General features: G+C 65.6%; 24 protein-coding genes and 1 tRNA gene. 10 read left to right on the top strand and 15 right to left on the bottom strand.

The annotated features are described in order from the left end of the window. Nucleotide 1: 1 nt before the first annotated feature. Nucleotides 2-907, top strand: a complete 906-nt coding sequence (locus JQN66_RS08005) for a YaaA family protein (protein WP_420870949.1) — start codon at nt 2-4, stop codon at nt 905-907. Nucleotides 908-914: 7 nt separating this feature from the next. On the opposite strand, the gene JQN66_RS08000 is transcribed toward JQN66_RS08005, so the two are convergent. Together JQN66_RS08000 and JQN66_RS07995 are read right to left on the bottom strand one after the other, a co-directional pair. Beyond that, complete coding sequence (locus tag JQN66_RS08000) at nt 915-1,307, bottom strand: VOC family protein (protein WP_204677316.1); 393 nt, start codon at nt 1,305-1,307, stop codon at nt 915-917. A gap of 11 nt (nt 1,308-1,318) precedes the next feature. Beyond that, a complete protein-coding gene (locus JQN66_RS07995) occupies nt 1,319-2,269 on the bottom strand; it encodes a Nif3-like dinuclear metal center hexameric protein (protein ID WP_204677315.1) in 951 nt (316 codons plus the stop codon). Between the two features lie 131 nt (nt 2,270-2,400). Between JQN66_RS07995 and msrA the strand changes: the two genes are divergently transcribed. The 3 genes from msrA to epsC all read left to right on the top strand — a co-directional run bounded on the left by msrA (nt 2,401) and on the right by epsC (nt 4,711). Then, nucleotides 2,401-2,928 carry a peptide-methionine (S)-S-oxide reductase MsrA gene (msrA, locus tag JQN66_RS07990; protein ID WP_204677513.1) on the top strand — a complete coding sequence of 176 codons (528 nt, stop codon included), beginning with the start codon at nt 2,401-2,403 and terminating at the stop codon, nt 2,926-2,928. A 97-nt stretch (nt 2,929-3,025) separates the two neighbouring features. Then, entirely contained in the window at nt 3,026-3,961 is a 936-nt protein-coding gene (gene cysK / locus JQN66_RS07985) for a cysteine synthase A (RefSeq protein ID WP_204677314.1), read from the top strand. A 165-nt stretch (nt 3,962-4,126) separates the two neighbouring features. Continuing rightward, nucleotides 4,127-4,711 (top strand): serine O-acetyltransferase EpsC, encoded by a 585-nt coding sequence (gene epsC, locus JQN66_RS07980; RefSeq protein WP_053797996.1) that lies wholly within the window; start codon nt 4,127-4,129, stop codon nt 4,709-4,711. 78 nt (nt 4,712-4,789) lie between these two features. Here the strand turns inward: epsC and JQN66_RS07975 are convergent, their stop codons facing one another. After that, nucleotides 4,790-6,070 (bottom strand): dicarboxylate/amino acid:cation symporter, encoded by a 1,281-nt coding sequence (locus JQN66_RS07975; RefSeq protein WP_204677313.1) that lies wholly within the window; start codon nt 6,068-6,070, stop codon nt 4,790-4,792. A gap of 140 nt (nt 6,071-6,210) precedes the next feature. On the opposite strand from JQN66_RS07975, the gene JQN66_RS07970 reads away from it, so the two are divergent. Further along, nucleotides 6,211-8,472, top strand: a complete 2,262-nt coding sequence (locus tag JQN66_RS07970) for an ATP-binding cassette domain-containing protein (protein WP_204677312.1) — start codon at nt 6,211-6,213, stop codon at nt 8,470-8,472. A 130-nt stretch (nt 8,473-8,602) separates the two neighbouring features. After that, nucleotides 8,603-8,902: a hypothetical protein gene (locus JQN66_RS07965; RefSeq protein WP_188947768.1), complete on the top strand. Its 300-nt coding sequence runs from the start codon at nt 8,603-8,605 to the stop codon at nt 8,900-8,902. A gap of 251 nt (nt 8,903-9,153) precedes the next feature. On the opposite strand, the gene JQN66_RS07960 is transcribed toward JQN66_RS07965, so the two are convergent. From JQN66_RS07960 to JQN66_RS07945, 4 genes are all read right to left on the bottom strand, one after another. Further along, a complete protein-coding gene (locus JQN66_RS07960; protein ID WP_204677311.1) occupies nt 9,154-9,516 on the bottom strand; it encodes a hypothetical protein in 363 nt (120 codons plus the stop codon). Nucleotides 9,517-9,944: 428 nt separating this feature from the next. Further along, the gene (locus tag JQN66_RS07955) at nt 9,945-10,553 is read right to left on the bottom strand and encodes a class I SAM-dependent methyltransferase (protein ID WP_204677310.1); all 609 of its coding nucleotides are present in this window, start codon (nt 10,551-10,553) and stop codon (nt 9,945-9,947) included. Between the two features lie 42 nt (nt 10,554-10,595). Next, nucleotides 10,596-11,606 carry an NADP-dependent oxidoreductase gene (locus JQN66_RS07950; RefSeq protein ID WP_204677309.1) on the bottom strand — a complete coding sequence of 337 codons (1,011 nt, stop codon included), beginning with the start codon at nt 11,604-11,606 and terminating at the stop codon, nt 10,596-10,598. A 68-nt stretch (nt 11,607-11,674) separates the two neighbouring features. Then, nucleotides 11,675-12,061 (bottom strand): DUF1304 domain-containing protein, encoded by a 387-nt coding sequence (locus JQN66_RS07945; RefSeq protein ID WP_204677308.1) that lies wholly within the window; start codon nt 12,059-12,061, stop codon nt 11,675-11,677. Between the two features lie 101 nt (nt 12,062-12,162). Here JQN66_RS07945 and JQN66_RS07940 point away from each other — a divergent pair, with 101 nt between their 5' ends. Further along, nucleotides 12,163-12,747, top strand: a complete 585-nt coding sequence (locus tag JQN66_RS07940; RefSeq protein ID WP_204677307.1) for a TetR/AcrR family transcriptional regulator — start codon at nt 12,163-12,165, stop codon at nt 12,745-12,747. 2 nt (nt 12,748-12,749) lie between these two features. On the opposite strand, the gene JQN66_RS07935 is transcribed toward JQN66_RS07940, so the two are convergent. Together JQN66_RS07935 and gndA are read right to left on the bottom strand one after the other, a co-directional pair. Beyond that, complete coding sequence (locus tag JQN66_RS07935; protein ID WP_204677306.1) at nt 12,750-14,321, bottom strand: carbohydrate-binding domain-containing protein; 1,572 nt, start codon at nt 14,319-14,321, stop codon at nt 12,750-12,752. A gap of 211 nt (nt 14,322-14,532) precedes the next feature. Then, entirely contained in the window at nt 14,533-15,972 is a 1,440-nt protein-coding gene (gene gndA, locus JQN66_RS07930) for an NADP-dependent phosphogluconate dehydrogenase (RefSeq protein ID WP_204677305.1), read from the bottom strand. A gap of 208 nt (nt 15,973-16,180) precedes the next feature. Between gndA and JQN66_RS07925 the strand changes: the two genes are divergently transcribed. Beyond that, nucleotides 16,181-16,912: a FadR/GntR family transcriptional regulator gene (locus JQN66_RS07925; RefSeq protein WP_204677304.1), complete on the top strand. Its 732-nt coding sequence runs from the start codon at nt 16,181-16,183 to the stop codon at nt 16,910-16,912. An 88-nt stretch (nt 16,913-17,000) separates the two neighbouring features. On the opposite strand, the gene JQN66_RS07920 is transcribed toward JQN66_RS07925, so the two are convergent. Together JQN66_RS07920 and JQN66_RS07915 are read right to left on the bottom strand one after the other, a co-directional pair. Further along, nucleotides 17,001-18,422: a GntP family permease gene (locus JQN66_RS07920; RefSeq protein WP_204677303.1), complete on the bottom strand. Its 1,422-nt coding sequence runs from the start codon at nt 18,420-18,422 to the stop codon at nt 17,001-17,003. A 51-nt stretch (nt 18,423-18,473) separates the two neighbouring features. After that, nucleotides 18,474-18,992, bottom strand: a complete 519-nt coding sequence (locus tag JQN66_RS07915) for a gluconokinase (RefSeq protein WP_204677302.1) — start codon at nt 18,990-18,992, stop codon at nt 18,474-18,476. Nucleotides 18,993-19,310: 318 nt separating this feature from the next. Here JQN66_RS07915 and JQN66_RS07910 point away from each other — a divergent pair, with 318 nt between their 5' ends. Beyond that, on the top strand, nt 19,311-19,574 hold the full coding sequence (locus tag JQN66_RS07910; RefSeq protein WP_204677301.1) for a GlsB/YeaQ/YmgE family stress response membrane protein: 264 nt from the start codon (nt 19,311-19,313) through the stop codon (nt 19,572-19,574). A gap of 85 nt (nt 19,575-19,659) precedes the next feature. Here the strand turns inward: JQN66_RS07910 and JQN66_RS07905 are convergent, their stop codons facing one another. Continuing rightward, entirely contained in the window at nt 19,660-20,493 is an 834-nt protein-coding gene (locus tag JQN66_RS07905) for an HNH endonuclease family protein (RefSeq protein ID WP_239464171.1), read from the bottom strand. A gap of 399 nt (nt 20,494-20,892) precedes the next feature. Between JQN66_RS07905 and trhA the strand changes: the two genes are divergently transcribed. Further along, nucleotides 20,893-21,585 carry a PAQR family membrane homeostasis protein TrhA gene (gene trhA / locus JQN66_RS07900; RefSeq protein WP_204677299.1) on the top strand — a complete coding sequence of 231 codons (693 nt, stop codon included), beginning with the start codon at nt 20,893-20,895 and terminating at the stop codon, nt 21,583-21,585. A gap of 94 nt (nt 21,586-21,679) precedes the next feature. Here trhA and argE read toward each other — a convergent pair whose 3' ends face one another. From argE to JQN66_RS07885, 3 genes are all read right to left on the bottom strand, one after another. Then, a complete protein-coding gene (gene argE / locus JQN66_RS07895) occupies nt 21,680-22,852 on the bottom strand; it encodes an acetylornithine deacetylase (protein WP_204677298.1) in 1,173 nt (390 codons plus the stop codon). Nucleotides 22,853-23,020: 168 nt separating this feature from the next. Next, on the bottom strand, nt 23,021-23,215 hold the full coding sequence (locus tag JQN66_RS07890) for a CsbD family protein (RefSeq protein WP_188947782.1): 195 nt from the start codon (nt 23,213-23,215) through the stop codon (nt 23,021-23,023). 854 nt (nt 23,216-24,069) lie between these two features. Next, nucleotides 24,070-24,145 (bottom strand) — tRNA-Val (locus JQN66_RS07885). Between the last annotated feature and the right edge of the window lie 28 nt (nt 24,146-24,173).

The raw sequence follows: 24,173 nt of genomic DNA, 5'->3' as shown, positions 1-24,173 counted from the left end.
CTTGCCGCTGTTGCTCCAGCGTAGTGAGCCGGCGGCGCCCGGCATAGGGGTTCTGGCCGATGCCCAGCAGTTCCCCGATTGGCTGGACGTCGACGGCGGTGGCGATAAGCTGGAAAGCGTGCTTATTTTGCTGCCGCCTTCAGAAGGCAAGACCGCCCACGCCGCCGGAACCCCCTTCGAGCTGGCCGAGCTCTCGTTCCCCGAATTGAACGCGGACCGCGAGCTGGTCATCTCCGCGCTGGCCGAAACCTCCTCGCGGGACAACGCGCTGGAACTGCTCGGGGTCGGCGCATCGCTGGCCAAGGAGGTCGCCCGCAACATCAAGCTGCATACCGAGCCCGCCGCCCGCGCCCACGACATCTATTCGGGGGTCCTGTTCGAGGCCCTGGGCTACTCCAGCCTGGATGTGGCCTCGCAGCGGCGTGCCGACGCATCGGTGGTCGTGATCTCCGCATTGTGGGGCGCGGTGCGCTTCAGCGACCGGATCCCGCCGTACCGGCTGTCGATGTCGGTCAAGCTCGAACCGCTGGGCAAGCTGGCCAGCTGGTGGAAAAAGCGCATGAGCGCGGCGCTCGACCAGGCGGCCGAAGGGCAGCTGGTGGTCGACGCCCGTTCCAGCACCTACGCCGCGGCCTATAAGCCGGCCGGCGGCAATACCGTGGCGGTCAACGTCTTCCAGCTGCGCAACGGCACCCCGAAGGTGGTCTCGCACTTCGCGAAGCACACCCGCGGCGAGGTCGCGCGTTTTCTGGTGCAGCAGTCCCAGGCGCCGTCCACCGCGCAGCAGCTGCTGGAGCTGGTCTCCACCCGGTGGGAGGCGAGCCTGGTCGAGGACAAGAAGGGCACAGCGCTGAACATCCTGCTTCCGGAAGACCACCAGTTCACCACCGTGAACAAGGTGGCCTGAGCCCGGCTCAGCGTTCCGGCGCGGAGGCGACCAGCTCGACCTCGAATCCCGCCTCATCCGCCAGGTAGGCGGCGTAGTGCTGCGGTCCGCCGGCATACGGGTGGCGGTCGGCGAATAACAGGCTGAATCCATGCTCCCCTGCCTCGGCGGCCAGCGCCTCGACCTCTTCCTGGCTTCCGGCATGGAACGCCAGGTGGTTCAGCCCGGCACGGGTGCGATCATGACCGCCGGGCAGCACGTCGGGCCCGGATTCCAGCACGATGTAGAAATCCTCGTGGCGGTAGCTGATCCCGGCGCTCCAGCGCGAGTCGGCCGCGAATCCCAGGCGCAGCAGGAGCCAGCCGAGCGACGCCTCGCTGGCGGCCAGGTCCTGGACCCACAACTCCAGATGATGCAGCATCGGCGTCTTATTTAAGGGGTGAGGATGAAGTCCCAAGGATCGGAATTGACCTGGGAAACCTCGATCTCGACCTCGTGGCCCAGATCGCGCAGCACGTTGTCCAGCGCCTTGGCCGCGGAAGACAGCCACACCCACTCGGAGGCGAAGTGCGACACGTCGATCAGGTAGGGGAAGCCGGATCCGGCGGCTTCGCGCGCCTCGCTGGCCGGGTGGTGGCGCAGGTCGGCGGTGACGTAGACATCGGCCTGGTGCGAGCACACCGCGTCGAACAGCGAATCGCCGGCCCCGGAGCACAGCGCGACCTTGCGCACCAGCCCGGTACGGTCGCCGGCCACCCGGATGCCCCCGGCCACGGCCGGCAGCACGGTGTAGACGCGTTCGGCGAAATCCTCCAGCTTCATCGGCTTGTCGAGGAAACCGACGCGGCCCAGCCCCTCTTCGGGAAGCCCGTCCTTGGATTCGACCAGCGGCACGCAGTCCTTCAGCCCGAAGGCGTCGGCCAGCGCGTCGTTGACCCCGCCCACGGCGCTGTCGGCGTTCGTGTGGGCGGTGAGCAGCGCGGTGCCGGTTTCGATCAGCCGGTGGATCGCCTCGCCCTTGAAGTGCGTGCCGGCCACCTGGGTGACCCCGCGCAGCAGCAGCGGGTGGTGGGTGATCAGCAGGTCGGCGCCGCGGGCGATCGCATCCTCGATGACCTCAAGGGTGGGATCCACGGCCAGCACGACCTTGGAGACCTGTGCGCCAGTGCGCCCGGTGACCAGTCCGACGGCGTCCCAGTCCTCGGCCAGCGACTGCGGCCACAGCTCCTCGGCCGCCTCCAGGACGTTGCCCAAGGTCGCCGCCACGGTGCTGGTGCGCTCCTGCGGATCCGCCGGCTTGTCGGCAACGGGCTTGAGCGCAGGAGGCGCCGCAACGGCTTCTTTGGACTGCGGTTCGTGCGAGTTATTTGCCTTGCTCTGCATATGCCAAGCCTACGCGCTGGAACTGGAGATGGAACAGAATGCAACGCCGCGACGTTGGGAACTGTGTGAGTACTCTGAGCATTCAATCGCCCCATCATTTCACTGCCAGCCTGGACGTCGACGGCAAGCAGCTGACCACCTTCGTGCTGGCCGGCGGCTGCTTCTGGTGCCTGGACGCGGTATACCAGCGCACCAAGGGGGTGGCCGCGGTCATCTCGGGCTACATCGGCGGGCACACCGTCGACCCGGACTACTACCAGGTGTGCTCCGGGAGCACCGGTCATGCCGAAGGTCTCGCGGTGATCTTCGACGAAGACGTGGTGCCCGCAGAAGTCATCCTGGACATGTTCTTCACCACGCACGATCCAACCACCCTGAACCGCCAGGGCTACGACGTGGGGACGCAGTACCGGTCAGCCATGTTCCCGCTCGACGAGCAGCAGCGCGAAACCTACCAGAAGGCCATCAAGAAGTATGCGGGCCTATACCCTGATCCGATCGTGACCACAATGGAAGAGTCGAAAGATTTCTACCCTGCCGAGGAAATCCACCAGGATTACTACTCGAACAACTCCCAGGCCGGGTATTGCAGGGTCATCATCGACCCAAAGCTCGCAAAAGTCAGGAAATATTACGCTCAATGGCTAATCGAGGCCTAAGCCTCCAGCTGCCCCACTAGTGTTGGACATGAACCCCTCGCGGTCAGTGCACCGCGGAACTCACTCGCAGACAAGTCACGTAAGGATTGCATAGAAGATGGCCAAGATCTACAACAATGTCACCGAAGTAGTTGGCGGAACCCCGCTGGTGAAGTTGAACCGCCTGAGCGAAGGCCTGCCAGGCAACGTCGCGGTCAAGCTCGAATTCTACAATCCTGCCAACTCGGTCAAGGACCGCATCGGCGTGGCCATCGTCGACGCCGCAGAGAAGTCCGGCGCGCTGAAGCCCGGCGGCACCATCGTGGAGGGCACCTCGGGCAACACCGGCATCGCCCTGGCCATGGTCGGCGCGGCCCGCGGCTACAAGGTCATCCTGACCATGCCGGAGACCATGTCCACCGAGCGCCGCGTCATGCTTCGCGCCTTCGGCGCCGAGATCGTGCTGACCCCGGGTGCCGACGGCATGCGCGGCGCGGTGGAGAAGGCCAAGGAAATCGTGGCCACCACCGAGAACGCCATTTGGGCCCAGCAGTTCGCCAACACCGCGAACCCGCAGATCCACGCCGAAACCACCGGCCCGGAGATCTGGGAAGACACCGACGGCACCGTGGACGTGCTGGTCGCCGGCATCGGCACCGGCGGCACCATCACCGGCGCCGGCCGCTACCTGAAGTCCAAGAACGCTGACCTGCAGCTGGTGGCCGTGGAGCCGAAGGACTCCCCGATCCTCAACGGCGGCAAGCCGGGCCCGCACAAGATCCAGGGCCTGGGCGCCAACTTCATCCCCGAGGTGCTGGACACCGAGCTGTACGACGAGGTCCTGGATGCCAGCATCGACGACTCGGTCGCCACCGCCCGTGCCCTGGGCGTGAAGGAAGGCATCCTGGGCGGCATCTCCGCCGGCGCGGCCGTGTGGGGCGCCCTGCAGGTCGCCGCCCGCGAAGAGAACGCCGGCAAGCTGATCGTGGCGATCATCCCCGACTTCGGCGAGCGCTACATCTCCACCCTGCTCTTCGACGACATCCGCGGCTAACCGGCCCGGCGGGCGTGATCTGAAAAGAAGTTCGCCGAAAAGTGAATAAATCGGCGCGAGCCACCGTTGAACCTTAGAGGGTTCGCAATGGTGCGGCTCGCGCCGATTTGCTGTGTGACATCTGTATTTCCGTCACTAAAACGACCAACCACTAAGGTAGAGTTCATGAGTTTCTTCTCCCGGCTACGTGAAGACCTGGCCACCGCCCGCTCCCACGATCCGGCCGCGCGCAGCGACGTGGAAAACTTCTTCGTGTATTCCGGCCTGCATGCCATCTGGATGCACCGGCTGGCCCACCGCATGTGGCAGAACCCCGCGCTGCGCTGGCCCGCGCGCCTGCTCTCGCAGGCGAACCGCGCGATCACCGGCATCGAGATCCACCCGGGCGCGACCATCGGCCGGCGCTTCTTCATCGACCACGGCATGGGCATCGTCATCGGCGAGACCGCCGAGGTGGGCGACGACGTGATGCTGTACCACGGGGTGACCCTGGGCGGCCGCTCGCTGGCCAAGGTCAAGCGCCACCCGACCATCGAGGACCGCGTGGTCATCGGCGCCGGCGCCAAGGTGCTGGGCCCGATCACCATCGGCGCGGATTCGGCCATCGGCGCGAACGCCGTGGTGGTCAAGGACGCCCCGGCCGGCTCCATCGTGACCGGCATCCCGGCGCAGAACCGTCCGCGCACCCCCGAGCAGCGCCAGCCTGCCGTGGACCCGGCCGAGTACATCGATCCGGCCATGTGGATCTAGCCTGCGGCAGCGCCACGGCACCAACGGCACAGCGCCGGTACCCAGTGGGTACCGGCGCTGTGCCGTTGGTGCGGGAGGCTACTCGCCGAGCAGGTGCGAAGGCTTCTGGCCTTCGAGCAGTTCCACTGACTCGTCGGAAGGGTCCTGCGCCTGGGCGCCGAGCTTTCCGCGGGTCAGCTTGTTCATGATCATCGCGATCGCGCCGTCGCCGGTCACGTTGGTCGCGGTGCCGAAGGAGTCCAGCGCGATGTAGGCGGCGAACATCAGGCCGACCTCGACCTCGCCGAAGCCCAGCATGGTCTGCAGCAGGCCGGCGGCCGCGGCGATCGCGCCGCCGGGGACGCCCGGGGCGGCGATCATCATGACGCCGAGCATCAGGATGAACGGCAGGTAGGCGCCGAAGGCGACGTTGCCGCCGGTGAGCAGCAGCACCGCGATGGAGAAGCAGGTGATCTTCACCATCGAGCCGGACAGGTGGATCGTGGCGCACAGCGGCACCACGAAGCCTGCCACGGAGTCGGCGACCTTGTTCTTCTTGGTGGAGGCCAGGGTGACCGGGATGGTGGCCGCGGAGGACGAGGTGCCCAGCGCGGTGAAGTAGGCGTCGCGCATGTTCCACAGCGCCTTGAGCGGGTTCTGCTTGTTCATCGAACCGGCGATGGTGTACTGCAGCAGCAGCACCACCAGGGTCAGCGCGAAGGAGACCACGGCGACCAGCAGGAACTTCTGGATCACCACGACGGCCGAGCCGCTGGCGGAGAGGTCCAGGAAGATGCCGAAGATGAACAGCGGCAGCGCCGGGACGATGATGCGGCGGATGACGCCCTCGATGATCGCACGGAATTCGACGACGCCGCGGAACAGCACCTTGGAGTGGAAGGAGGTGATGCCCACGCCGACCATGAAGGCCAGCACCAGCGCGGTCATCACGCCGAAGACCGGCGGCAGCACGATCTCGGTGGCGGAGCCCGACGCGGAGGCGCTCAGGGTCACGAAGGCCTCGAAGCCGGACCCCTCGCCCTCGGTGATGGCTTCCACGCCGCCGCCGGACAGGGGGCCGCTGAACAGCCAGATGCTGGTGAAGTACGCCAGCAGGCCGGCGGCCAGGGTGGAGCCGTAGGCGACGACCGCGGTGATGCCCAGCCACTTGCCGGCGCCCTTGCCGAGCTCTGAGATGGCCGGGGCGACCAGGCCGAAGATGATCAGGGGCACCACGAAGCCCAGGACGCCGGAGAAGATCGAGTTGTAGGTGAGGAAGACGCTGCCCAGCCAGAGCGGCATCACCGGACCCAGCAGTATGCCGGCCACGATGGCCAGGACTATCCATCCCAGCAGCGGTATCGATTTCAGCAGCTTCATGATGATCCTTTGGGGTGAGGGGTTCGGAGCGATGCGGTGCGCCCGCGGATTGTGTCGCAGCGCACCCAACAATGATAGAGGGTGGCCGGGGCGCACCGAAATTCCCCCGCGCACGGGCGGATTTAAGTAGGCTGGTTTCCATGACCCAGCACCCCGCAGACAGCCATGACACCATCCGCGTGCGCCAGGCCCGCGAGAACAACCTCAAGGGCGTGGACGCCGACATCCCCAAGCGCCGCATCACCGCCTTCACCGGGGTCTCCGGCTCGGGCAAGTCCTCGCTGGTCTTCGGCACCATCGCCGCCGAATCCCAGCGGCTGATCAACGAGACCTACACCGCGTTCATCCAGACCTTCATGCCCTCCATGCCGCGCCCCGACGTGGAGGTGCTGGAAAACCTGTCCGCGGCGATCGTGGTGGACCAGGAGCGCATGGGCGCGAACTCCCGCTCCACGGTGGGCACCGCCACCGACGCCAACTCGCTGCTGAGGGTGCTCTACTCGCGCTATTCGGAGCCCAGCGCCGGCGGCGCCGGGGCGTACTCCTTCAACCTGGGCGAGGGCGCCTGCGCGGTGTGCGAGGGCTTCGGCACCGAGGCGAGCATCGACCTCGATGAGCTGCTGGACTGGGACAAGACCCTGAACGAGGGCGCGATCACCGCCCCGAACTTCGCCCCCGGCGCCTGGCTGTGGCAGACGCTGACCGCCGGCACCCAGGCGGACCTGGACGTGAAGCTGCGCGAGATGCCCCCGGCGATGCTGGAGAGGCTGCTCTATGAGGAGGCCGGGAAGGTGAAGCTGAACGGCGCGAACATGAGCTACTCCGGGCTGGTCACCCGCATCAAGTCCAACTACATCCATTCGGGGCGCGAGATCAAGCAGGCGCACATCCGCGACTGGATCGACCGCATCTCCACCACGGCGCCCTGCTCGGCCTGCGGCGGTGCACGGCTGGGAGAGAAGGCCCGCGCCTCGAAGATCAACCAGCTGGGCATCGCGGACATGACCGCGCTGCAGGTGACCGACCTGCTGGCCCAGCTGGAACGGCTGGACATCCCGGCCGCCGCTCCCCTACTGGCCAACCTCACCGCGGTGCTCCAGGCGATGGTGCAGATCGGCCTGGGCTACCTCTGCCTGGACCGCCCGGCCGGGACGCTGTCCGGCGGCGAGGCGCAGCGCGTGAAGATGATCCGCCACCTGGGCAGCGCGCTGTCGGATGTCACCTACGTGTTCGACGAACCCACCGTGGGCCTGCACCCGCATGACATCGCGCGGATGAACCGGCTGCTGGAAGACCTGCGCGACAAGGGCAACACCGTGCTGGTGGTCGAGCACAAGCCCGAGGTCATCAAGATCGCCGACCACGTGATCGACCTGGGCCCGGGGGCCGGCGTGCACGGCGGACAAGTCACCTACAGCGGGGATGTGCCCGGGCTGCTGGCCAGCGGCACGCTGACCGGCCGGCACTTCTCCACCCGGATCCCGCTGAAGGATGCGGTGCGTCGGAAAGGCGCGCCGCTGGCGATCCGCGGCGCGCACCTGCACAACCTGAAGAACGTGGACGTCGACGTGCCCACCGGGGTGCTGTGCGCGGTCACCGGGGTGGCCGGCTCGGGCAAGTCCTCGCTGATCCACTCCACGATCTCCAAGCGCGAGGACGTGGCGGTGGTGGACCAGTCGGCGATCCGCGGCTCGCGCCGCTCCAACCCCGCCACCTACACCGGGCTGCTGGAGCCCATCCGGGCCGCCTTCGCGAAGGCCAATGGGGTGAAGCCGGCGCTGTTCAGCGCGAACTCGGAGGGCGCCTGCGAGCACTGCGGCGGCGTGGGCTTCACCTACACCGACCTGGTGTCCATGGCCGGGGTGGCGCTGCCCTGCGAGATCTGCGAGGGCAGGCGCTACAAGGCCGAGGTGCTGGAATACACCTTCGAGGGGCTGAACATCGCCCAGGTGCTGGATCTGAGCATCGAGGAAGCCGCGGCGCGGCTGAAGATCAAGAAGGCCGCGCCGATGCTGGTGCGGCTGAACCAGGTGGGTCTGGGCTACCTGAAGCTCGGCCAGCCGCTGAATACGCTCTCGGGCGGCGAGCGCCAGCGCCTGAAGCTGGCGATCAACCTGGGCAAGGGCGCGGGCACCTACGTGCTGGACGAACCGACCACCGGCCTGCACCTGGCCGACGTGCAGCGGCTGCTGGCGCTGCTGGATGAGATGGTCGACGAGGGCAACACGGTGATCGTGATCGAGCACCACCTGGCGGTCATCGCCCACGCGGACTGGGTCATCGACCTGGGCCCGGGCGCCGGCCACGACGGCGGCAGCATCGTCTTCGAAGGCACCCCGGCGCAGCTGGCGGCCACGGACACGCTCACCGGCCAGCACCTGGCCGCCTACGTGAAGGCTTAGGCGTGGACGTCCGGCTGCGCAGGAACTGGCCCGCAGGCGGCCAGGCTCGTTGTTGCCCAGGGCGCCTCCACGGACTGCGGGTGGGGCGCATTGCGGCGCCCTGCGCTGCCACAAGCCATGAACTCAAGTGATGGAGACTTTCAAGCGCCAACAGGTCGTCGATTTTCTCGTGGACGACCTCGGCTACGACGCGCACCTGACGCCCTGGGGCATCTTCATTGACATGCCGAACTTCGAGGACACGGGCCGCACCGTCATCGAATGGCGCGTCGGCGAGCGCGACATCGCTGATCTGAATGGACTCAGGATGCCACGCGGATTCGTCGGCGGTGCCGCCTACGCAATGCAAGAGCTCCGTGCCGTGCTTGCCTGCTTCATCGGAGACCGGGGCATCATGCGCGGTTCGGCTTTGCGCATCGAGCCGGCGTAGCAACAGGCAGCGCCGGAAGTTCAGGCTGGCCCAGGAATGCACCGACCAGGCTTTCCCGGGGTTCGGGAAGCGCAGGGCACCGCGGCTGTGGTTGCCAATGCACTTTCATCTCCCCTGGCAAGCCGCTGGGAACAGCGGTCGAAGGGGCTCTCTTCGCCGAATCAGCCGGGGCGGGCAGGCTGAAGGCCCGGCGCGCGATTGGCATTCCCGCAAGCCGGGCCCTTGATCAAGGAACGGGCGAGGGGCCCGAACTACATGGCCGGACGCATCGAGGCCTTGGCGTGCGGGACGTAGGCCGGCGCATGCGCCACGGCGTACGCACCGACCTCGGCCAGAGCCAGGACCGTGAATGCGTTGGCCGCATGCAGCAGGCCGAGCCATGGGGCGTCGAAGGCCAGGATGCCGATGGTGATCTGGACGGCCACCGCGGCGGCGAGCCACAGGGCCCACTTCAATCCAGCGTGGGCGAACAGGGCCACGACGATCAGCGCCAGGACGAGGATCGGGATGATCGTTTGCCCGAGCATGCCGTGAAGCATCGCCGTAACCGGCGCATCGTCTTCGCTCATGGTGGTGCCGGCACCAATCGCCTGGATCATCAGGAATGTTGTCATGCCTATAGTGGCCGCTTGGACCACGACGGCTGCAGAAATGATGTGCGCAAGAATCTTGTATGCGGTACGCAACTTTTCACTACCTCCGGTGAGTACGGTTGAAAATGAAAAATGCCCGAAAGGGCTACGTGGTCGCGGACTTGCCCGTGGGGCGCCCTTGAGCGTCGTGCGGTAGGCGATCACCAAAGGTGATTCCAGATTATAGGCCTGCCCCGCTCATGAATCCATGGTTTTCGAGGATATCTGCCAAAATTCCAAAGCAATGCTATATATCGACTTCGGGGCATGGCTCGTGTGGCAGATTCCACGCGAGCCGTCCGGGGCGGTCGACGTGAAGGTCGCAGCTCCGAAGCCCCGGACGTTTGCAATGGCGCTCATGCCTGTCGCCTATTTTCCAGCTCTTGCGAACCCGGCGACCGGATGCCGGGCTACGCGGCACTGAGCACCGCGACCAGGAAGTCGTCATTCGGCGCGTGCAGCTGCCAGGTGGAGTATTCCTGGTCCACCGACAGCCCGGATTGCGCGGCGTCGGCGCGGAAGTCCGCGAACTCGTAGCCGCGGCCGGCGCCGAAGCCCACCACCAGCCGGCCGCCCTGGGCCAGGCGTCCGCGCAGCCGGGCCAGCGCCGGGAGGCGCTCGCCGGCGGCCAGGAAGGTGAGCACATTGCCGGCGCAGACCACCAGGTCGAACTCGGTCAGCTCCCCTGGCCCCTCGGGCAGGGTGAAGTCGGCCAGGTTGCCCTGCAGCCAGCGCACGAACGGATAGTCTTCGCGGGCCACCTGGATCAGCTGCGCATCCAGGTCCACACCCAGCACGTGGTGGCCGTGCTCGGCCAGCCAGCCGCCGATGCGCCCGGTGCCGCAGCCCGCGTCCAGGATGCGCGCGCCGCGGTCGGCCATGGCGTCGATCATCCGGGCCTCGCCGTGGATGTCGCGGCCCTGCGCGATGAATCCGCGCCAGCGTTCGGCGTAGTCCGCCGCGTGGTCGGGGTTGTTGCGGAGTGCCGCAAGCCAGAGGTTTTCTTCGGGACCAGTCATGCTCCCAGTTTCCCACAACCGGCACTCCGCCCATGCCAGGCGCTAGATGCGCACCAGCATCTTGCCGGTGTTCGCCCCCTGCATCATCGCGATGAACGCCTCAACGGTGTTTTCGATTCCGTCCACGATCGTCTCGTCGTAGGCGATCTTGCCTTCGGTGAACCACTGGCCCATGCGCTGACCGAACTCCGGCGCATGCTGCAGGTAGTTGGACAGGGTGAAGCCCTGCAGCTTCAGGCCGCGGGTGATCAGGTTCGCCATGTTGCGCGGCCCGGCGGGAGCCTGGGTGGTGTTGTAGCTGGAAATCGCACCGCACAGCGCTGCGCGGCCACCGTCGTTGAAGGCCCCCAGCGCCGCTTCCAGGTGCTCGCCGCCGACGTTGTCGAAGAACACGTCGATGCCCTCGGGCGCCAGCGCGGCCAGCTGGCCGGCGACATCCCCGTCCTTGTAGTTGAAGGCGGCGTCGTAGCCGTACTTCTGCGTGAGCAGCTCGACCTTCTCGGGGCTGCCGGCGGAGCCGATGACGCGCTTGGCGCCCAGCAGGCGGGCAATCTGCCCGGCGGCGGTGCCCACGGCCCCGGCGGCGCCGGAGATGAAGACGGTGTCCCCCTCCTTCATCCCGGCGATCACGGTCAGCCCCACCCACGCGGTCAGCCCGGTCATGCCCATCATGTGCAGGCGCAGCGAGCTGGGCACGCCGGGGATCTCGGGCACCGGGTTGAAGGTTTCCGCCGCGGCTTGCACGGTGTCCGACCAGCCGTGCTGGTGGGTGACCAGCGTGCCGACGGGCAGCTGCTGCGCGGCGGAGGCGACAACCCGGCCGACGGCGCCGCCGGTGATCCGTTCGCCGATCTGGTACGGGGCGACGTAGGAGCGCGTGTCGTTCATGCGGCCGCGCATGTAGGGGTCGACCGAGATGAACTCGTTGCGCACCCGCACCTGGCCGTCGGCCATGGCGGGCAGCTCGGCGGTGCGGACCTCGAAGTTCTCATCGGAGGGCCAGCCGGGCGGGCGGGAGGCAAGCAGGATCTGGGTGCTGGTGGTGTTGTCCATGGGTTGGTGTGCCCTTTCTGTAGTTGAACGATCCGGAGGGTGCCCGGATCGGCGAGTCGATAGGCGCCCTAGCGGAGCAGTCCGAGCGCCAGCGCGATGAGCCCCAGCAGCGGCAGCGCACCCTGCTTCAGGGCGGCCGAGGATTTTTCGGGGCTGGAAATGCCCAGCACCAGGGCAGCGAGCAGCATGGAGCCAAGGCCCGTGACAACCAGCGTGGATCCCACGGCCAGCTGCCCCGCGAGCTGGAAGGCCAGCCCTGCGAGCACGGCGAGCGCCAGGAACAGGTTGTAGAAGCCCTGGTTGAAGGCCAAGGTCCGGGTGGCGCGGGCGTCCGCGGCGCTGGTGCCGAAGACCTTGCGTGTGGCAGGGCGTTCCCACCACAGCGACTCGAGCGCGAAGATGTACACGTGCAGCAGCGCGGCCAACAGTGCCAGGAACTGCGAGGCGAGAATCATGGCTGCGTCCTTCCCTCGGCGGCAGCCGCCGCGAACCTATTTCTGTAACGACCATTTCAATATATACTGAAATGGTCGTTACGAAAAGGGAAAGGACTGTGATGGCTCGAACACTGGCCTTCGACCGCGCCGAGGTGGTGCGCCAGGCGCGTGCCGTTTTCTGGTCCCGCGGCTACGAATCGGCCGCCATCCCCGAGCTGGAAGCCGCCACCGGGTTGAGCCGATCGAGCATCTACAACTCCTTCGGCTCCAAGCGCGGGCTGTTCGACGCGGCGGTCGACAGCTACCTGGACGAGGTGGTCCGGCCGCGGCTCGCGGCCCTGGCCGGAGGCGACGTCGCCGCCCAGGCGCTGGACGAGTATTTGGCGGCGACGCAGGACATTTTCCAGAAGCCCGAATCGCTGCCGGCGGCCAACGGGTGCCTGCTGATCAACAGCGCCAACGCCCCGATCGCCAGCGATGAACACGTCAGCCAGGCAATCTGCGCCTACCGCGGTGAATTGCACGCCGCATTCTCCCGCGGGCTGCAGGCCGCCGTCCCGGGACTGGCCGACCAGCGTCTTGCGCTGCTGGCAGATGCGGTCACCGGATTGGTGGTCGCGGCCTTCGCGCTGGTCCGCATCAGCCCCGCCGAGGCCGCCCGGCTGGTCGAGTCGGCTCGGCGGCTGGCCAGGGCGCAGGCCTAGGGTCAGCGCCCGCCGGGCCCGCCGCCCAGGCCGGAGGCGTACTGCCCCGCGGTGACCGTCGCCACCGGCACGGCCCCGTCCAGGCTCCCGGCGCCGAGCCCCGCCGCCACCTCGGCGCTGCCGCCGGTGGAAATCGTGTAGCTCCGGCCGTTCTCGATGCCCTTGGCCGAATACACCAGGTTCTCGGTCGGCTTGCTGGCGACGAACGTGGCAACGAGCTTCCCGGCCGAGTCCGCAACCTGGATCACGGTGCCCGCGGGAACCGCGGATCCCAGCGAGACCTGCAGCCCGCCCTGAGTGGAGGATCCGCCCAGCCCCTGGGCCATGGAATCGCTGCCCGCGGCCGCCAGCACCCCGCCGGTGACGGCAACGTCCCCGTTCGCGTCGATGGAACCGTTGCCGCCGGCGGCCGGCCCGTTCACCACGATCCGCCCGCCGGAAATCGCGATGCCGCCGTTGGAATCCAGCCCGTCGCCCTCGGCATTAACTGTCACGCTGCCTCCGGAGATGGCCAGGTGGACGTCGCCGGCCTGCTGTGCGCCTCCCCCGCCGCCCAGGGGCGAGGCGGCGCCCGCGGCGTTCAGCCCGTCGTCGCTGGCCGTGGCGTTGACGGTACCGCCGGAAATGTGGATGTCGGCTGCTTCCAGCGCTTCGGTCGAATCGCTGACCACGGCGGTGCCGCCGCTGATGCTCAACGCCGTCTGCGCCTTCAGCCCGTCGTCCCCCGCGGAGACGGTGAGCTGTCCGGCGTACTGGTGCAGCCAGCCGCGGTCGGCATCGGAGTCGTTGGTGGAGCTGATGCCGTCCCCGGCGGCGGTCACGGTGCAGTTCCCGCCGAGCACCAGCACGTAGTCCTTGCCCTTGATCCCGTCGTCCGCCGCGGCCACCGTGACCCGCCCGGAATCAAGCACCAGCCCGTCCTTGCTGGCGATGCCGTCCTGGTAGTTGCCCTCCACGGTCAATGCGCCCTCGCCGGCGATGGCCAGGTCGGCCATGGAGTAGATCGCTGCGTTCGGCGCGTCCGCGCCCGTGTCGGCGTAGTCGGGGGCGTCGCTGACCGCGTTCGACGACCCCTGCGCCAGATGCAGCAGCACCTCGTCCGCCTCGTTGACCAGGATGGCGGGTCCCGTGGAGGACGTAATCTGCGCGCCGTCCAGGATGATCCGCACCGGGTCCTTCGCGGGGGCATCCACCACCAGCTGCCCGTCGCCGAGCGTCCCCGAAACCCGGTAGGTGCCCGCCGCGCTGATTCTCACGGTGCCTCCGGAGACCGAGACCGCCGCGGCATTCGCGCCCTCGGCGAGGGAGCCGGAATCGGCCAGCGTGAGCCTGGTTTCGGCGTCCGCGTCCCACTTCAGGTCCCCGGCGTCGAAGTGGGTGTCCACGGTGACCTCCCCGGGTGCAGCGGTGCTGCCGTCGGGCGAGCTGCTGGGCACCGCCGCGCTTTGGAAGGTCGTGTTGCCAGTCACTTCGGACACGGTTTTGGTCGACCCTGCGGAGCAGCCGGCCAGGGCCGCGGCAAGGGCCAGAACCGCCACCGATGCCAGGGCCTTGGGTCGGAACGGGAACGTCATGGGGCTCATCCTCGGGGAATTGAAGGGATTGCACCCATTCTTTTCCCCCAGGCTGTGACGTCTCTGTTCAGCGCAAAAGCCGCACGTATGAATCCCCCGCCCCGGCTGTGACAGGATCCGCAGGGCCGGCGGCGCTCGCCGGGCGCAGGAAAAAGCCGGCCGGGCGGAGGAAGTGGTTCCCCTGCCCGGCCGGCATCCAGCGCTCGAAGACCTAGTGGGTGTCTTCGGCTTCGATCTCTGAACGGTCCCCGCTCCACAGGGTGTGGAAGGTGCCGTCCTTGTCGGTGCGGCGGTAGGTGTGCGCGCCGAAGAAGTCGCGCAGGCCCTGGGTCAGGGCCGCCGGCAGGCGGTCGCGGCGCAGGCCGTCGTAGTAGGCCAGCGACGAGGAGAACACCGGCGCCGGGATGCCCAGCTGCACGGCGATCGACACCACGCGGCGCCAGGCCGGAACGGCCTTGGCGATGGCCTCGGAGAAGGCCGGGGTGAACAGCAGGTTCGCAGGCTGCGCACCTGACTTGTAGGCGGTCATGATGTCCTTGAGCAGGGCGGCGCGGATGATGCAGCCCTCGCGCCACAGGCCGGCGATCTCGTCCAGCTTCAGCTCCCAGTTGTACTCGGCGGCGGCCGAGGTGAGCATGTCGATGCCCTGGGCGTAGGAAACCAGCTTCGAGGCGAACAGCGCCTGGCGCACGTCCTCGACGAAGTTCTCCGGCAGCGCGACCTCGGTGGTTTCGCCGGCCAGGGCCGACTGGCCCACGGCGCGGATCTCGCGCTGCGAGGACAGCGAGCGAGCGAAGACGGATTCGGCGATGGCGGAGACCGGGGAGCCCAGGTCCAGGCCGGACTGCACGGTCCAGCGGCCGGTGCCCTTCTGGCCCGCGGAGTCCTGGATGACGTCGATCAGCGGCTTGCCGGTGGCGGCGTCGGTGTGGTCCAACACCTCGGCGGTGATTTCAATCAGGAAGCTGGACAGCTCGCCGGTGTTCCAGTCGGCGAAGATCTGCGCCTGCGCGGCCGGCTCGATGCCCGCGGCGCTGCGCAGCAGGTCGTAGGCTTCGCCGATGACCTGCATGTCGGCGTACTCGATGCCGTTGTGCACCATCTTCACGAAGTGGCCGGCGCCGTCGGTGGAGATCCAGGTGCAGCATGGCGCACCGTCGTCGGCCTTGGCGGAGATCTTCTCCAGCATCGGACCCAGGGCCTTGTAGGATTCGGCCGAGCCACCGGGCATGATCGACGGGCCGAGCAGCGCGCCCTCTTCGCCGCCGGAGACGCCGACGCCGACGAAGTGTAGGCCCTTCTCGGCCAGCGAGGCTTCGCGGCGGCGGGTATCGGTGTAGTGCGAGTTGCCGCCGTCAATGATGATGTCACCCTCGTCCAGCAGCGGAACCAGCTGGTCGATCACGGAGTCGACCGGGCCGCCGGCCTTGACCATGATCATCACACGGCGCGGGGACTCGAGGTTCGCGACAAGCTCTTGAAGGGATTCGGTGCGGATGAAGTCCCCTTCATCGCCGTGGGCCTCAAGCAGCGCGTCGGTCTTGGCTACCGAACGGTTGTGCAGGGCGACGGTGTATCCGTTGCGCGCGAAGTTGCGAGCGAGGTTCGCACCCATCACGGCCAGACCTGTGACACCAATCTGTGCAGGCATAAAAATAAGTCTCCATCAATTACCGGGAGGTGGGCCGGGAACAGAGACCGGGACAGTCACGGTCTCAGATCACGACCACGTGACCCTCCCATCTTACAAGGGTTCGCGAGACGATTCCCAGAGCACGCACGCACTTAAAACATATTTGTTTACGCGCGCCGGGGGCCGCGATGGTCGATACCATCCGCCCATTGGCTAAACTAGCGTCATGGCAACTAGTCTGCACGCTCATGTGGTTGAGCATCTCGGCTCCCGCATCGTCAGCGGACAAATTCCCCGCGGCTCCATCATCTTGGCCGCCGAGCTGGAGCAGAAGCTCCAGGTGTCCCGTTCGGTGATCCGCGAGGCGGTGCGGGTCCTGGCCCAGTGCGGCCTGGTCAACAGCACCAAACGCGTCGGAATCCGGGTGCTCAGCGCCGAGCATTGGAATCCGTACGACGACCACGTGATCCGCTGGCGACTGGCCAGCGACCACAAGGGCGCACAGCTGCGCTCGCTGACCGAACTGCGCATCTCCGTGGAACCGATGGCGGCCGAGCTGGCCGCCGAGGTCGCCCCGGAGGAAATGCGCAGGGAACTGATGCTGATCTCGGCGCAGATGAACCACTACGGACGCCAGGGCGATTTGCGCCGCTTCCTCGAACTCGACATCCGCTTCCATGCGCTGGTGCTCGCCGCCAGCGGCAACGAGATGTTCGCCAACCTGGCCACCCCGATCGGGGCGATCCTGCGCGGCCGCACCGAGCTGGGGCTGATGCCCGAACGCCCCCACGAGGAGGCGCTGCTGTGGCACCAGTCGGTGGCCGACGCGATTTCCAACTCGGACCCGGCCGCAGCCCGGCGCAACATGGAAAGCATCATGCGCCGCACGCACAACGAGATTTCCAGCCTGTGGGAGAACGAGCCGCGCTTGTTCGTGGACCCCGGGAAAACCAGCTAAGCGGCCCTGAAGCACACAGCGATCCCGCTGCCGGCACCATGCAAGGTGCCGACAGCGGGATCGCTGCGTTAAAGCGGAGCCGACCCGATCAGGCCAGCACGGTGGCGATGCCGTAGAGCACCATCACGAAGGCGAAGCCGACGACCGAGACCAGCGCCTGGCCCACGGTCCACACGCGCAGGGTGGTCGGCACGTCCATCTGCATGAAGCGCGACACCAGCCAGAACCCCGAATCGTTGACGTGCCCGGCGAAGACCGAGCCGGCCGCCAGCGCGAGCACCATGGTGGCGACCTGGAAGGCGGTCAACGACGCGTCGGCCAGCACCGCCGGCTGCACGATGGCTGCCGCGGTGGTCAGCGCCACGGTGGCCGAGCCCTGCGCCAGGCGCACGATCGCGGCGATCAGGAAGCCGGCGATGATCAGCGGCAGGCCCACCGATTCCAGCGAGTCCGCGATGGCCGTGCCGATGCCGCTGGCGCGCAGCACGCCGCCGAACATCCCGCCGGCGCCGGTGATCAGGATGATCGAGCACACCGGGCCCAGCGCCGAATCGACGACGGTCTCGATCAGGGTCTTGGCCTTGCCGGTGCGGAAGCCCAGCAGGTAGATCGCCAGCATCACGGTGATCAGCAGCGCCACCGGGGTCTCGCCGAACAGGCGCAGCCACTGCACCCAGTCGGCCTTCGGATCGACCACTCCGGCGGTGCCGAGCATGTTCAGGCCGGTGTTCATGAAGATCAGCAGCAGCGGGAGCAGCAGCAGGCTGAACACGGTGCCCACCGACGGCGAGGACTTGAACGGATCCGCCTCGCCCGGCTTGGTGCCGCCCAGCGCGGCATCCAGGATGTTCGGGACGGCGATGTCGAACTTCTTGCCCACGAACTTGCCGAAGAGGTGGCCGGCGAAGAACCAGGTGGGGATGGCGACCAGCAGGCCCAGCAGCAATACCAGGCCGACGTTGGCTTCCAGCAGGCCGGAGGCGGCCACCGGACCCGGGTGCGGCGGAACGAAGATGTGCATCACGGAGAATGCGGTGGCAGCAGGGATCGCGTAGAAGAGCAGCGAACCGCCCAGGCGGCGGGCCACGGTGAAGATGATCGGCAGCATGACGACCAGGCCGGCGTCGAAGAAGATCGGGAAGCCGAAAAGCAGCGACGCCACCGACAGCGCCAGCGGCGCGCGCTTCTCGCCGAACTTGCCGATGAGCCAGTTGGTCATCACATCGGCGCCGCCGCTAGTCTCCAGCATGCGCCCGAGCATGGCGCCCAGGCCCACCAGCAGGGCCACGCTGGCCAGGGTGCTGCCGAAGCCGCCGGTCATCGTGGAGATGATGGAGCCGGCCGGGATGCCTGCGGCGATCGCCGTCAACAGGCTGGTGATGACCAGCGCCAGGAAGGCGTGGACGCGGAAGCGGATGATCAGCACCAGCAGCACGCCGATGGCCGCCGCCGCCAGGGCGAGGAGCGCCGGGGTGCCCAGCGTCCAGTTGAGTTCGAGCTCAGTTGTCATTGTCGTCCTTGATCAAGTCGAGCGTGAGGGGTGGGGTGCAGGCTCAATAGCCTAGGAGGTTGGTGCGGCCAGGGCTGCGAGCAGTCCGTCGACGATCTGCGCGGGGGTCTGCGTGATGTCTGCGGTGATCACCCGTTCGTCGCCATCGGGCTCTTCCAGCGTGGCCAGCTGGCTCGTGAGGAGCGAGGCCGGCATGAATTCGTGCTCGCGCCCCGACATGCGTTCCCCGATCAGGGACTTGCCGCCGGAGAGGTGCACAAACAGGGTGGAGGGTTCGTGGGCCCGGATCTGGTCCCGGTAGGAACGCTTCAACGCCGAGCAGGCCAGCACGATCGGGGCGCCGGCCTGATTGGTCTCGGCCAGCTTCAGTCCGATGATTTCAAGCCATGGCGCCCGGTCCGCGTCGTCCAATGCGTGGCCGGCGGCCATCTTGTTCCTGTTGGACTGCGGGTGCAGCGAGTCCCCGTCAATGAAGGCTCGCTCCAGTCGGCGGGCCAGCAGGTCGCCGATGGTCGACTTGCCGCTGCCGGAAACACCCATCACCACGATGGGAGGGATCAGTTCAGTCATGTGTCACTCCGTTGTGCATGAATACTGTAATCAGACTTAAGTGATCCAGTGATTCATAAAATCATATTTATATAGACTAAAAGTCAACCCATGTGATGTCAAGCAAGTTCTCGGCGCGGATCAAAGCCAACCGAATCCCTACTGGTCAGCGACGTATCTTTTGGACTTCTTCCATGGCTAGCGGCGACTTGGGCACAGATCCTTGGGGATTTCTGAGAAGTTCATGCCCCGTGCAGACCATTTCATTTAGTGAGGGGTATCGTCACGATCAAGCCAGTCAGAACCGACGGCTACGAATCAAAAGCATGGGAGTGCACAATGGGATTCTTAGGCTTCATTCTTCTAGGACTGATCGCCGGTGCCATCGCAAAGGCCATCATGCCCGGCAAGCAGGGCGGCGGTTGGATCGCAACCCTCCTCTTGGGAGTCGTCGGCGCCGTGCTCGGCGGATGGCTCGGCAGCGTGATGTTCGACAAGGGCCTCGAAAACTTCTGGGACCTGTCAACGTGGCTGCTGGCGATCGTCGGCGCCTTGATAGTCCTCTTCATCTGGGGACTGGTCACCAAGCGCACGGCCCACTGATTAAACGCCACGACCCGCAGGAACGGCAGCATTCGCCGACCTGCGGGTCGTTGCGTGCCCGGCTACGGGACCGGGACGAGCTCAGTCATGTGCGCCAGCGCAAACGGCTTTCGCTCTTCGAGGACTTGCACGTGTAGGTTTTACCGGCCTTCGACTTGCCCCTCTTGCCCTTGTCTACGCCCTTGCAGAATGCTCCGGGAGAAACTGTGACCTTCACTGTGCCCGGCGCCTTGGGCTTGGAGGACGTGGTCGACTTCGAGGAACCAGCGGGCTTGATCGGGGTGACCTTGGCAGCCTTCTGGTTCTTGCAGGAATTCAAGACCTTGCTCATGGCCTTCTTTTCGGCCGAGGTCACCGAGAGCGCGTACTTCTTCTTCACGCTGATTTGGGTAGCCACGTACTGGCAGCGGAAGGACTTGTTCTTGGGAAGCCATTCGGCGGCATTCTTGTCGCCCTTCTGGCGGTTGGCCGAGGCGTCGGCTGCGATCAGGTTCAGCGGATCATTGGCAAGGGCCTGGCGCTGGGCCTGCGAGAGTTGCTGTCCGCCCGAAATCCACGCGTTCTTCAACGCGACCACATGATCGATATCCACCGAACCGGACTTGACCTTCCAGTTGATCTGCCGGCCGGTGTACAGGTCGTTCAAGGTCCCCGAGGCCACGGTGCACTTCTTCTTGTCCTTGAACTTCACCTTGGACATGTCTCGCGACAGGGCTTCCTGGCGCTCGTCGCACTTGTCCTTGTCGAAGTCCTTCCAGCCATTGCCGAACTTGGTATTGCGGTTGTACCCCGTCGCCGGTGCCTTGCCCTTCACCGGCAGCGTATTCAGGACAGTCAACGCCTTGGTTCCATCGAGCTTTGCGCCGGGCTTGACCGCCTTGGATTTCGTTGACACCAGATCCAGATCAAGCGGTTGCACCGATGCAATCGCGGGCTCCCCGGAAGCCTCCGCCGTGGTGCGTGTTCCCGTTTCGGGAGCAGAACAACCGACGAGCACCAACGCGCTCACTGATACTGTGGCCAAAAAACGGCGCAGCATAATTCCCCATTCTTGCAATGCGAGTGATGTTGCCCAGATCGGGCACGGCCACAACTCGTTCGTCCTTGCCGATGGACGAAGAATTCCCCAGCCACGACAGAGTTTAGCCAACGCCGCCGACAACCAGCGAACGGTGGTGACATCTTCACGGAACGGCTGTTCATTTTGCGCCCCTCGGGGCCTTGAGCAGTGCGGCTTCCCCGCCACAGCACGTTGCCAGTGTGGTGCCGTAAACTGCAATCAATCGGGAAATACGCCCGAAAGACCAGAAGGATCCGCATGACTCCGCCAACGCTGTCCGCTGACAAGCAGCCGAAACGTCCACTTCGACAAGCCGCAGTCCAAGGCACGGAGAGGACACGGTGGCGGGGACTCATTCACGCGTGGTCTACCCCGGGCGTCATCATCATGGGCCTGCTGCTCATCGTCCTGGCGGACGGGCGCTTGGCCGAATGGACCACTGCCGTCTTCGCGCTGAGCTCCATCACCTTGTTCGGCACTTCTGCCTTGTACCATCGGGGCAACTGGACCGACAAGATCATGGGGCTGTTCCGCCGAGCTGACCACGCGAACATCTTCCTGCTCATTGCCGGAACCTATACTCCCGTCGCCGCCTTGACGCTTCCGGCAAAGCAGGCGATCATCGTGCTGTCGATCATCTGGGTCGGGGCGCTGTCCGGAATCGCGGTCAAGTCGTTCTGGCCCTGGGCTCCCCGCTGGGTTGGCGTCAGCCTCTACATCCTGCTGGGATGGGGTGCTGTCATGTATCTGCCGGCATTTTGGGCGGCCAACCCCGCGGTGATGATCCTGATCGTTGCCGGCGGGCTTGCCTATACCGTCGGCGCGGTCTTCTACGCCGTCAAACGCCCCAACCCGCTGCCTGCTGTTTTCGGTTTCCACGAGCTGTTCCATGCCTGCACCGTTCTGGCATTCCTCTGCCACTGGACGGCAGTGCTTCTGGTAGCGCTGTAGGGTCCGCCCCGCAGACCGCCAAGAGCGTGGAAAACCACGGTGCCGGCCTGCCCAGCGGGCGGCGGCTGGCACCGTGCACGCCGATGCCGAATGGTTAACTTGTCGAAAGCTGGATCATCAACTGGTCGATGAATCGTTCGCAGGCGGCAATCTGGTCGAGCTCGATGAACTCGTCCGGCGCGTGGGCCTGGGCGATGTCGCCGGGCCCGCAGACGACCGTGGGGATGCCAGCGCTTGAGAACAGGCCGGCTTCGGTGCCGTAAGTGACCTTCTCGTCGGTGGCAATGGCACCGCAGGCAGCCGCCAGTCCCACGATGTCCTCCCCCGGCGCGGTTTCCAGCCCCGGAGCCCCGGCCTGTTGTTCAAAGCTCACCGAGGCCGCCGGGTTCCGCCGTACCATTTCGGTTTCAAGCCTTTCGGCTTCGACACGGAACCGCTCGGTCAGCGCATCGCGGTCGACCTGCGCCAGTGAGCGGTATTCGAAAAACACCACGCAGCTTGACGGGATGGTGTTGACCGCGATTCCGCCGTCGAAGCGGTTGACGTTCATGGTGGTCGTGGGCTCGATGAAGGATTCGTCGCGTGGCCCCGTGCTTGCAAGCTCCCGGGCCACGCCCTCAACGAAGGAGGCGAAGCGCAGTGCGTACGAGATGGCATTCAGCCCCTCGCTGGGCAGCGACGAATGTGCTGCAACACCGTTGAAGCTGACTTTGAAGACGTTCATCGACTTGTGGCCGCGGATCGCACGCATGCTGCTTGGTTCCCCGACGAAACAGCCACGGGGTGCCAGCCCCTGCTCGACGATGCGTTCGACCAGCGAAACCGCGCCAACGCAGCCGATTTCTTCGTCATAGGAAAACGCCAAGTGAATCGGTTCACTGAGTTCGGCGGCGGTCAATTCCGGCAGCTTCGCAAGGATCACGCCGAGGTAGCCCTTCATGTCGCAGGAACCGCGGCCATAGAGCTTTCCATCGCGCACCTGGGCTGCGAATGGTTCGCTGCGCCAGGCCTGGCCATCGACGGGAACAACGTCGGTGTGCCCGGAGAGCACAATGCCCCCGGTGCGCGAGCCGTCGACCGCCGGGATTGTCGCCAGGAGATTCGCTTTCAGCCCATCCGGGCTGGGGATCTTCACCGACTCGATGCCGTGCGCCGCGAGCTTGTCTTCAATGAGCTCAATCAACGGAAGGTTGGAATCCCGACTCGTCGTGTCAACGGCAATCAACTCGGTGATCAGCTCGATGCTCCGCCCGGTTGGCACTGACATGTTGTCTCCTATGGTCCGAGGGTGAACTATGGAGTTCCATGTTTTCATATCGTCAGGCCAAAGCCGGGTTATATGTCCGCAGATGCAGCGACTCGTAATAAGTCGAACAACGCCCCGGACACTTTTGCAGTGTCCGGGGCGTTCGGGATGTTGTCGCCTGTCGCGGCGCTACTTCGTGAAGTCGTTCTTGATGTCCTTGGCGGCATCCTTGACGTGTTCTCCAGCTTGTTTCGTCTTGGCTGCTGCCTGATCTGCGAGGCCTTCGGCCTGCAGGTCTTCATTGTTGGTGGCGTCGCCAACTTTTTCCTTGACCTTGCCGCTGGCTTCCTGTGCCTTGTTCTTGACCTTGTCACCGAAACTCATGTGCACTTTCCTCACTGTCGCTGGAAATTCGTACATACCCAACGCTAACAATCAAGGTTCCGGATCAGGTGGGTAGCCGCTGGAGAAAAACCCAAGAAAGCAGCAATTGCTTGCGGGGCGGACAGCTTGCGGATATCGTACCGTGCGCCACTGTCCGGCTCTCGTGTACGAAGCGAACCTCATATTCGAAGCCCCTGAAGGCCCTTACCGGAGACGCCGGACCGAAGACTGGGAGCCAGCACGAGGAGAGTATCAAGAACTTATTGCAGCAGGAAGGGCAACGGGGAACGAGCAGGTTTGCCGGTATTGAGCATCTCCACACAAGGGATTGGGTGGACGCCAGCAACGTTCTACTCCGAATGCGGAAAACCCCACCAATTTCTTGGTGGGGTTTTCTTGCGAGTGAAGGTAGTCGTGGCTATCCCCATATCCACGCAAACCGTATGCCGCTCCGGACTACGCCCCCGGTTTGTCCGGACTTGCGACTATCACTATTGCTAGATTACAACTGACTACCGACAATCGGAGTAAATTTCTCCGATTGTTTCAGAATGGCCAAGTAATACTTTGTCACGAAGCAGAAATACGGCACTTGCCTCAGGAAATGCAATAAAACCGATTTTCTCGGACGGCCAGCGAGTATGGCATGTGGGAACGAAGATGGACCGTGGAAACGAATGCCACAGCTGCGGCGTTTCGGCAAAAATTCCGACGCGCAAACCAGTTTCGGCATGCCATCCATGGAAATCGACGACAACACCGGTTTCCCACGACCCAGCTGTCCTTCTACTTCATCTGAGAACAAGGAAACCCGTTCACGGGATCTTGAAGATCTCGTGAACGGGTTTCTTATTTGGTGGGCCCTACCGGGATCGAACCGATGACATTCACGGTGTAAACGTGACGCTCTACCAGCTGAGCTAAAGGCCCTCACCAATGCCAGCCGAGGATCAATCCT

The organism is Glutamicibacter protophormiae, assembly GCF_016894325.1.
GTDB lineage: Bacteria > Actinomycetota > Actinomycetes > Actinomycetales > Micrococcaceae > Glutamicibacter > Glutamicibacter protophormiae.
This window is presented reverse-complemented; position numbering and strand designations above follow the sequence as displayed.

Coding starts and splice junctions, on each gene's coding strand:
- JQN66_RS08000 (WP_204677316.1), bottom strand. CDS start 1,307: ATGCTGCATCATCTGGAGTTGTGGGTCCAGGACCTGGCCGCCAGCGAG.
- JQN66_RS07995 (WP_204677315.1), bottom strand. CDS start 2,269: ATGCAGAGCAAGGCAAATAACTCGCACGAACCGCAGTCCAAAGAAGCC.
- cysK (WP_204677314.1), top strand. CDS start 3,026: ATGGCCAAGATCTACAACAATGTCACCGAAGTAGTTGGCGGAACCCCG.
- epsC (WP_053797996.1), top strand. CDS start 4,127: ATGAGTTTCTTCTCCCGGCTACGTGAAGACCTGGCCACCGCCCGCTCC.
- JQN66_RS07975 (WP_204677313.1), bottom strand. CDS start 6,070: ATGAAGCTGCTGAAATCGATACCGCTGCTGGGATGGATAGTCCTGGCC.
- JQN66_RS07970 (WP_204677312.1), top strand. CDS start 6,211: ATGACCCAGCACCCCGCAGACAGCCATGACACCATCCGCGTGCGCCAG.
- JQN66_RS07965 (WP_188947768.1), top strand. CDS start 8,603: ATGGAGACTTTCAAGCGCCAACAGGTCGTCGATTTTCTCGTGGACGAC.
- JQN66_RS07960 (WP_204677311.1), bottom strand. CDS start 9,516: ATGACAACATTCCTGATGATCCAGGCGATTGGTGCCGGCACCACCATG.
- JQN66_RS07955 (WP_204677310.1), bottom strand. CDS start 10,553: ATGACTGGTCCCGAAGAAAACCTCTGGCTTGCGGCACTCCGCAACAAC.
- JQN66_RS07950 (WP_204677309.1), bottom strand. CDS start 11,606: ATGGACAACACCACCAGCACCCAGATCCTGCTTGCCTCCCGCCCGCCC.
- JQN66_RS07945 (WP_204677308.1), bottom strand. CDS start 12,061: ATGATTCTCGCCTCGCAGTTCCTGGCACTGTTGGCCGCGCTGCTGCAC.
- JQN66_RS07940 (WP_204677307.1), top strand. CDS start 12,163: ATGGCTCGAACACTGGCCTTCGACCGCGCCGAGGTGGTGCGCCAGGCG.
- JQN66_RS07935 (WP_204677306.1), bottom strand. CDS start 14,321: ATGACGTTCCCGTTCCGACCCAAGGCCCTGGCATCGGTGGCGGTTCTG.
- gndA (WP_204677305.1), bottom strand. CDS start 15,972: ATGCCTGCACAGATTGGTGTCACAGGTCTGGCCGTGATGGGTGCGAAC.
- JQN66_RS07925 (WP_204677304.1), top strand. CDS start 16,181: ATGGCAACTAGTCTGCACGCTCATGTGGTTGAGCATCTCGGCTCCCGC.
- JQN66_RS07920 (WP_204677303.1), bottom strand. CDS start 18,422: ATGACAACTGAGCTCGAACTCAACTGGACGCTGGGCACCCCGGCGCTC.
- JQN66_RS07915 (WP_204677302.1), bottom strand. CDS start 18,992: ATGACTGAACTGATCCCTCCCATCGTGGTGATGGGTGTTTCCGGCAGC.
- JQN66_RS07910 (WP_204677301.1), top strand. CDS start 19,311: ATGGGATTCTTAGGCTTCATTCTTCTAGGACTGATCGCCGGTGCCATC.
- trhA (WP_204677299.1), top strand. CDS start 20,893: ATGACTCCGCCAACGCTGTCCGCTGACAAGCAGCCGAAACGTCCACTT.
- argE (WP_204677298.1), bottom strand. CDS start 22,852: ATGTCAGTGCCAACCGGGCGGAGCATCGAGCTGATCACCGAGTTGATT.
- JQN66_RS07890 (WP_188947782.1), bottom strand. CDS start 23,215: ATGAGTTTCGGTGACAAGGTCAAGAACAAGGCACAGGAAGCCAGCGGC.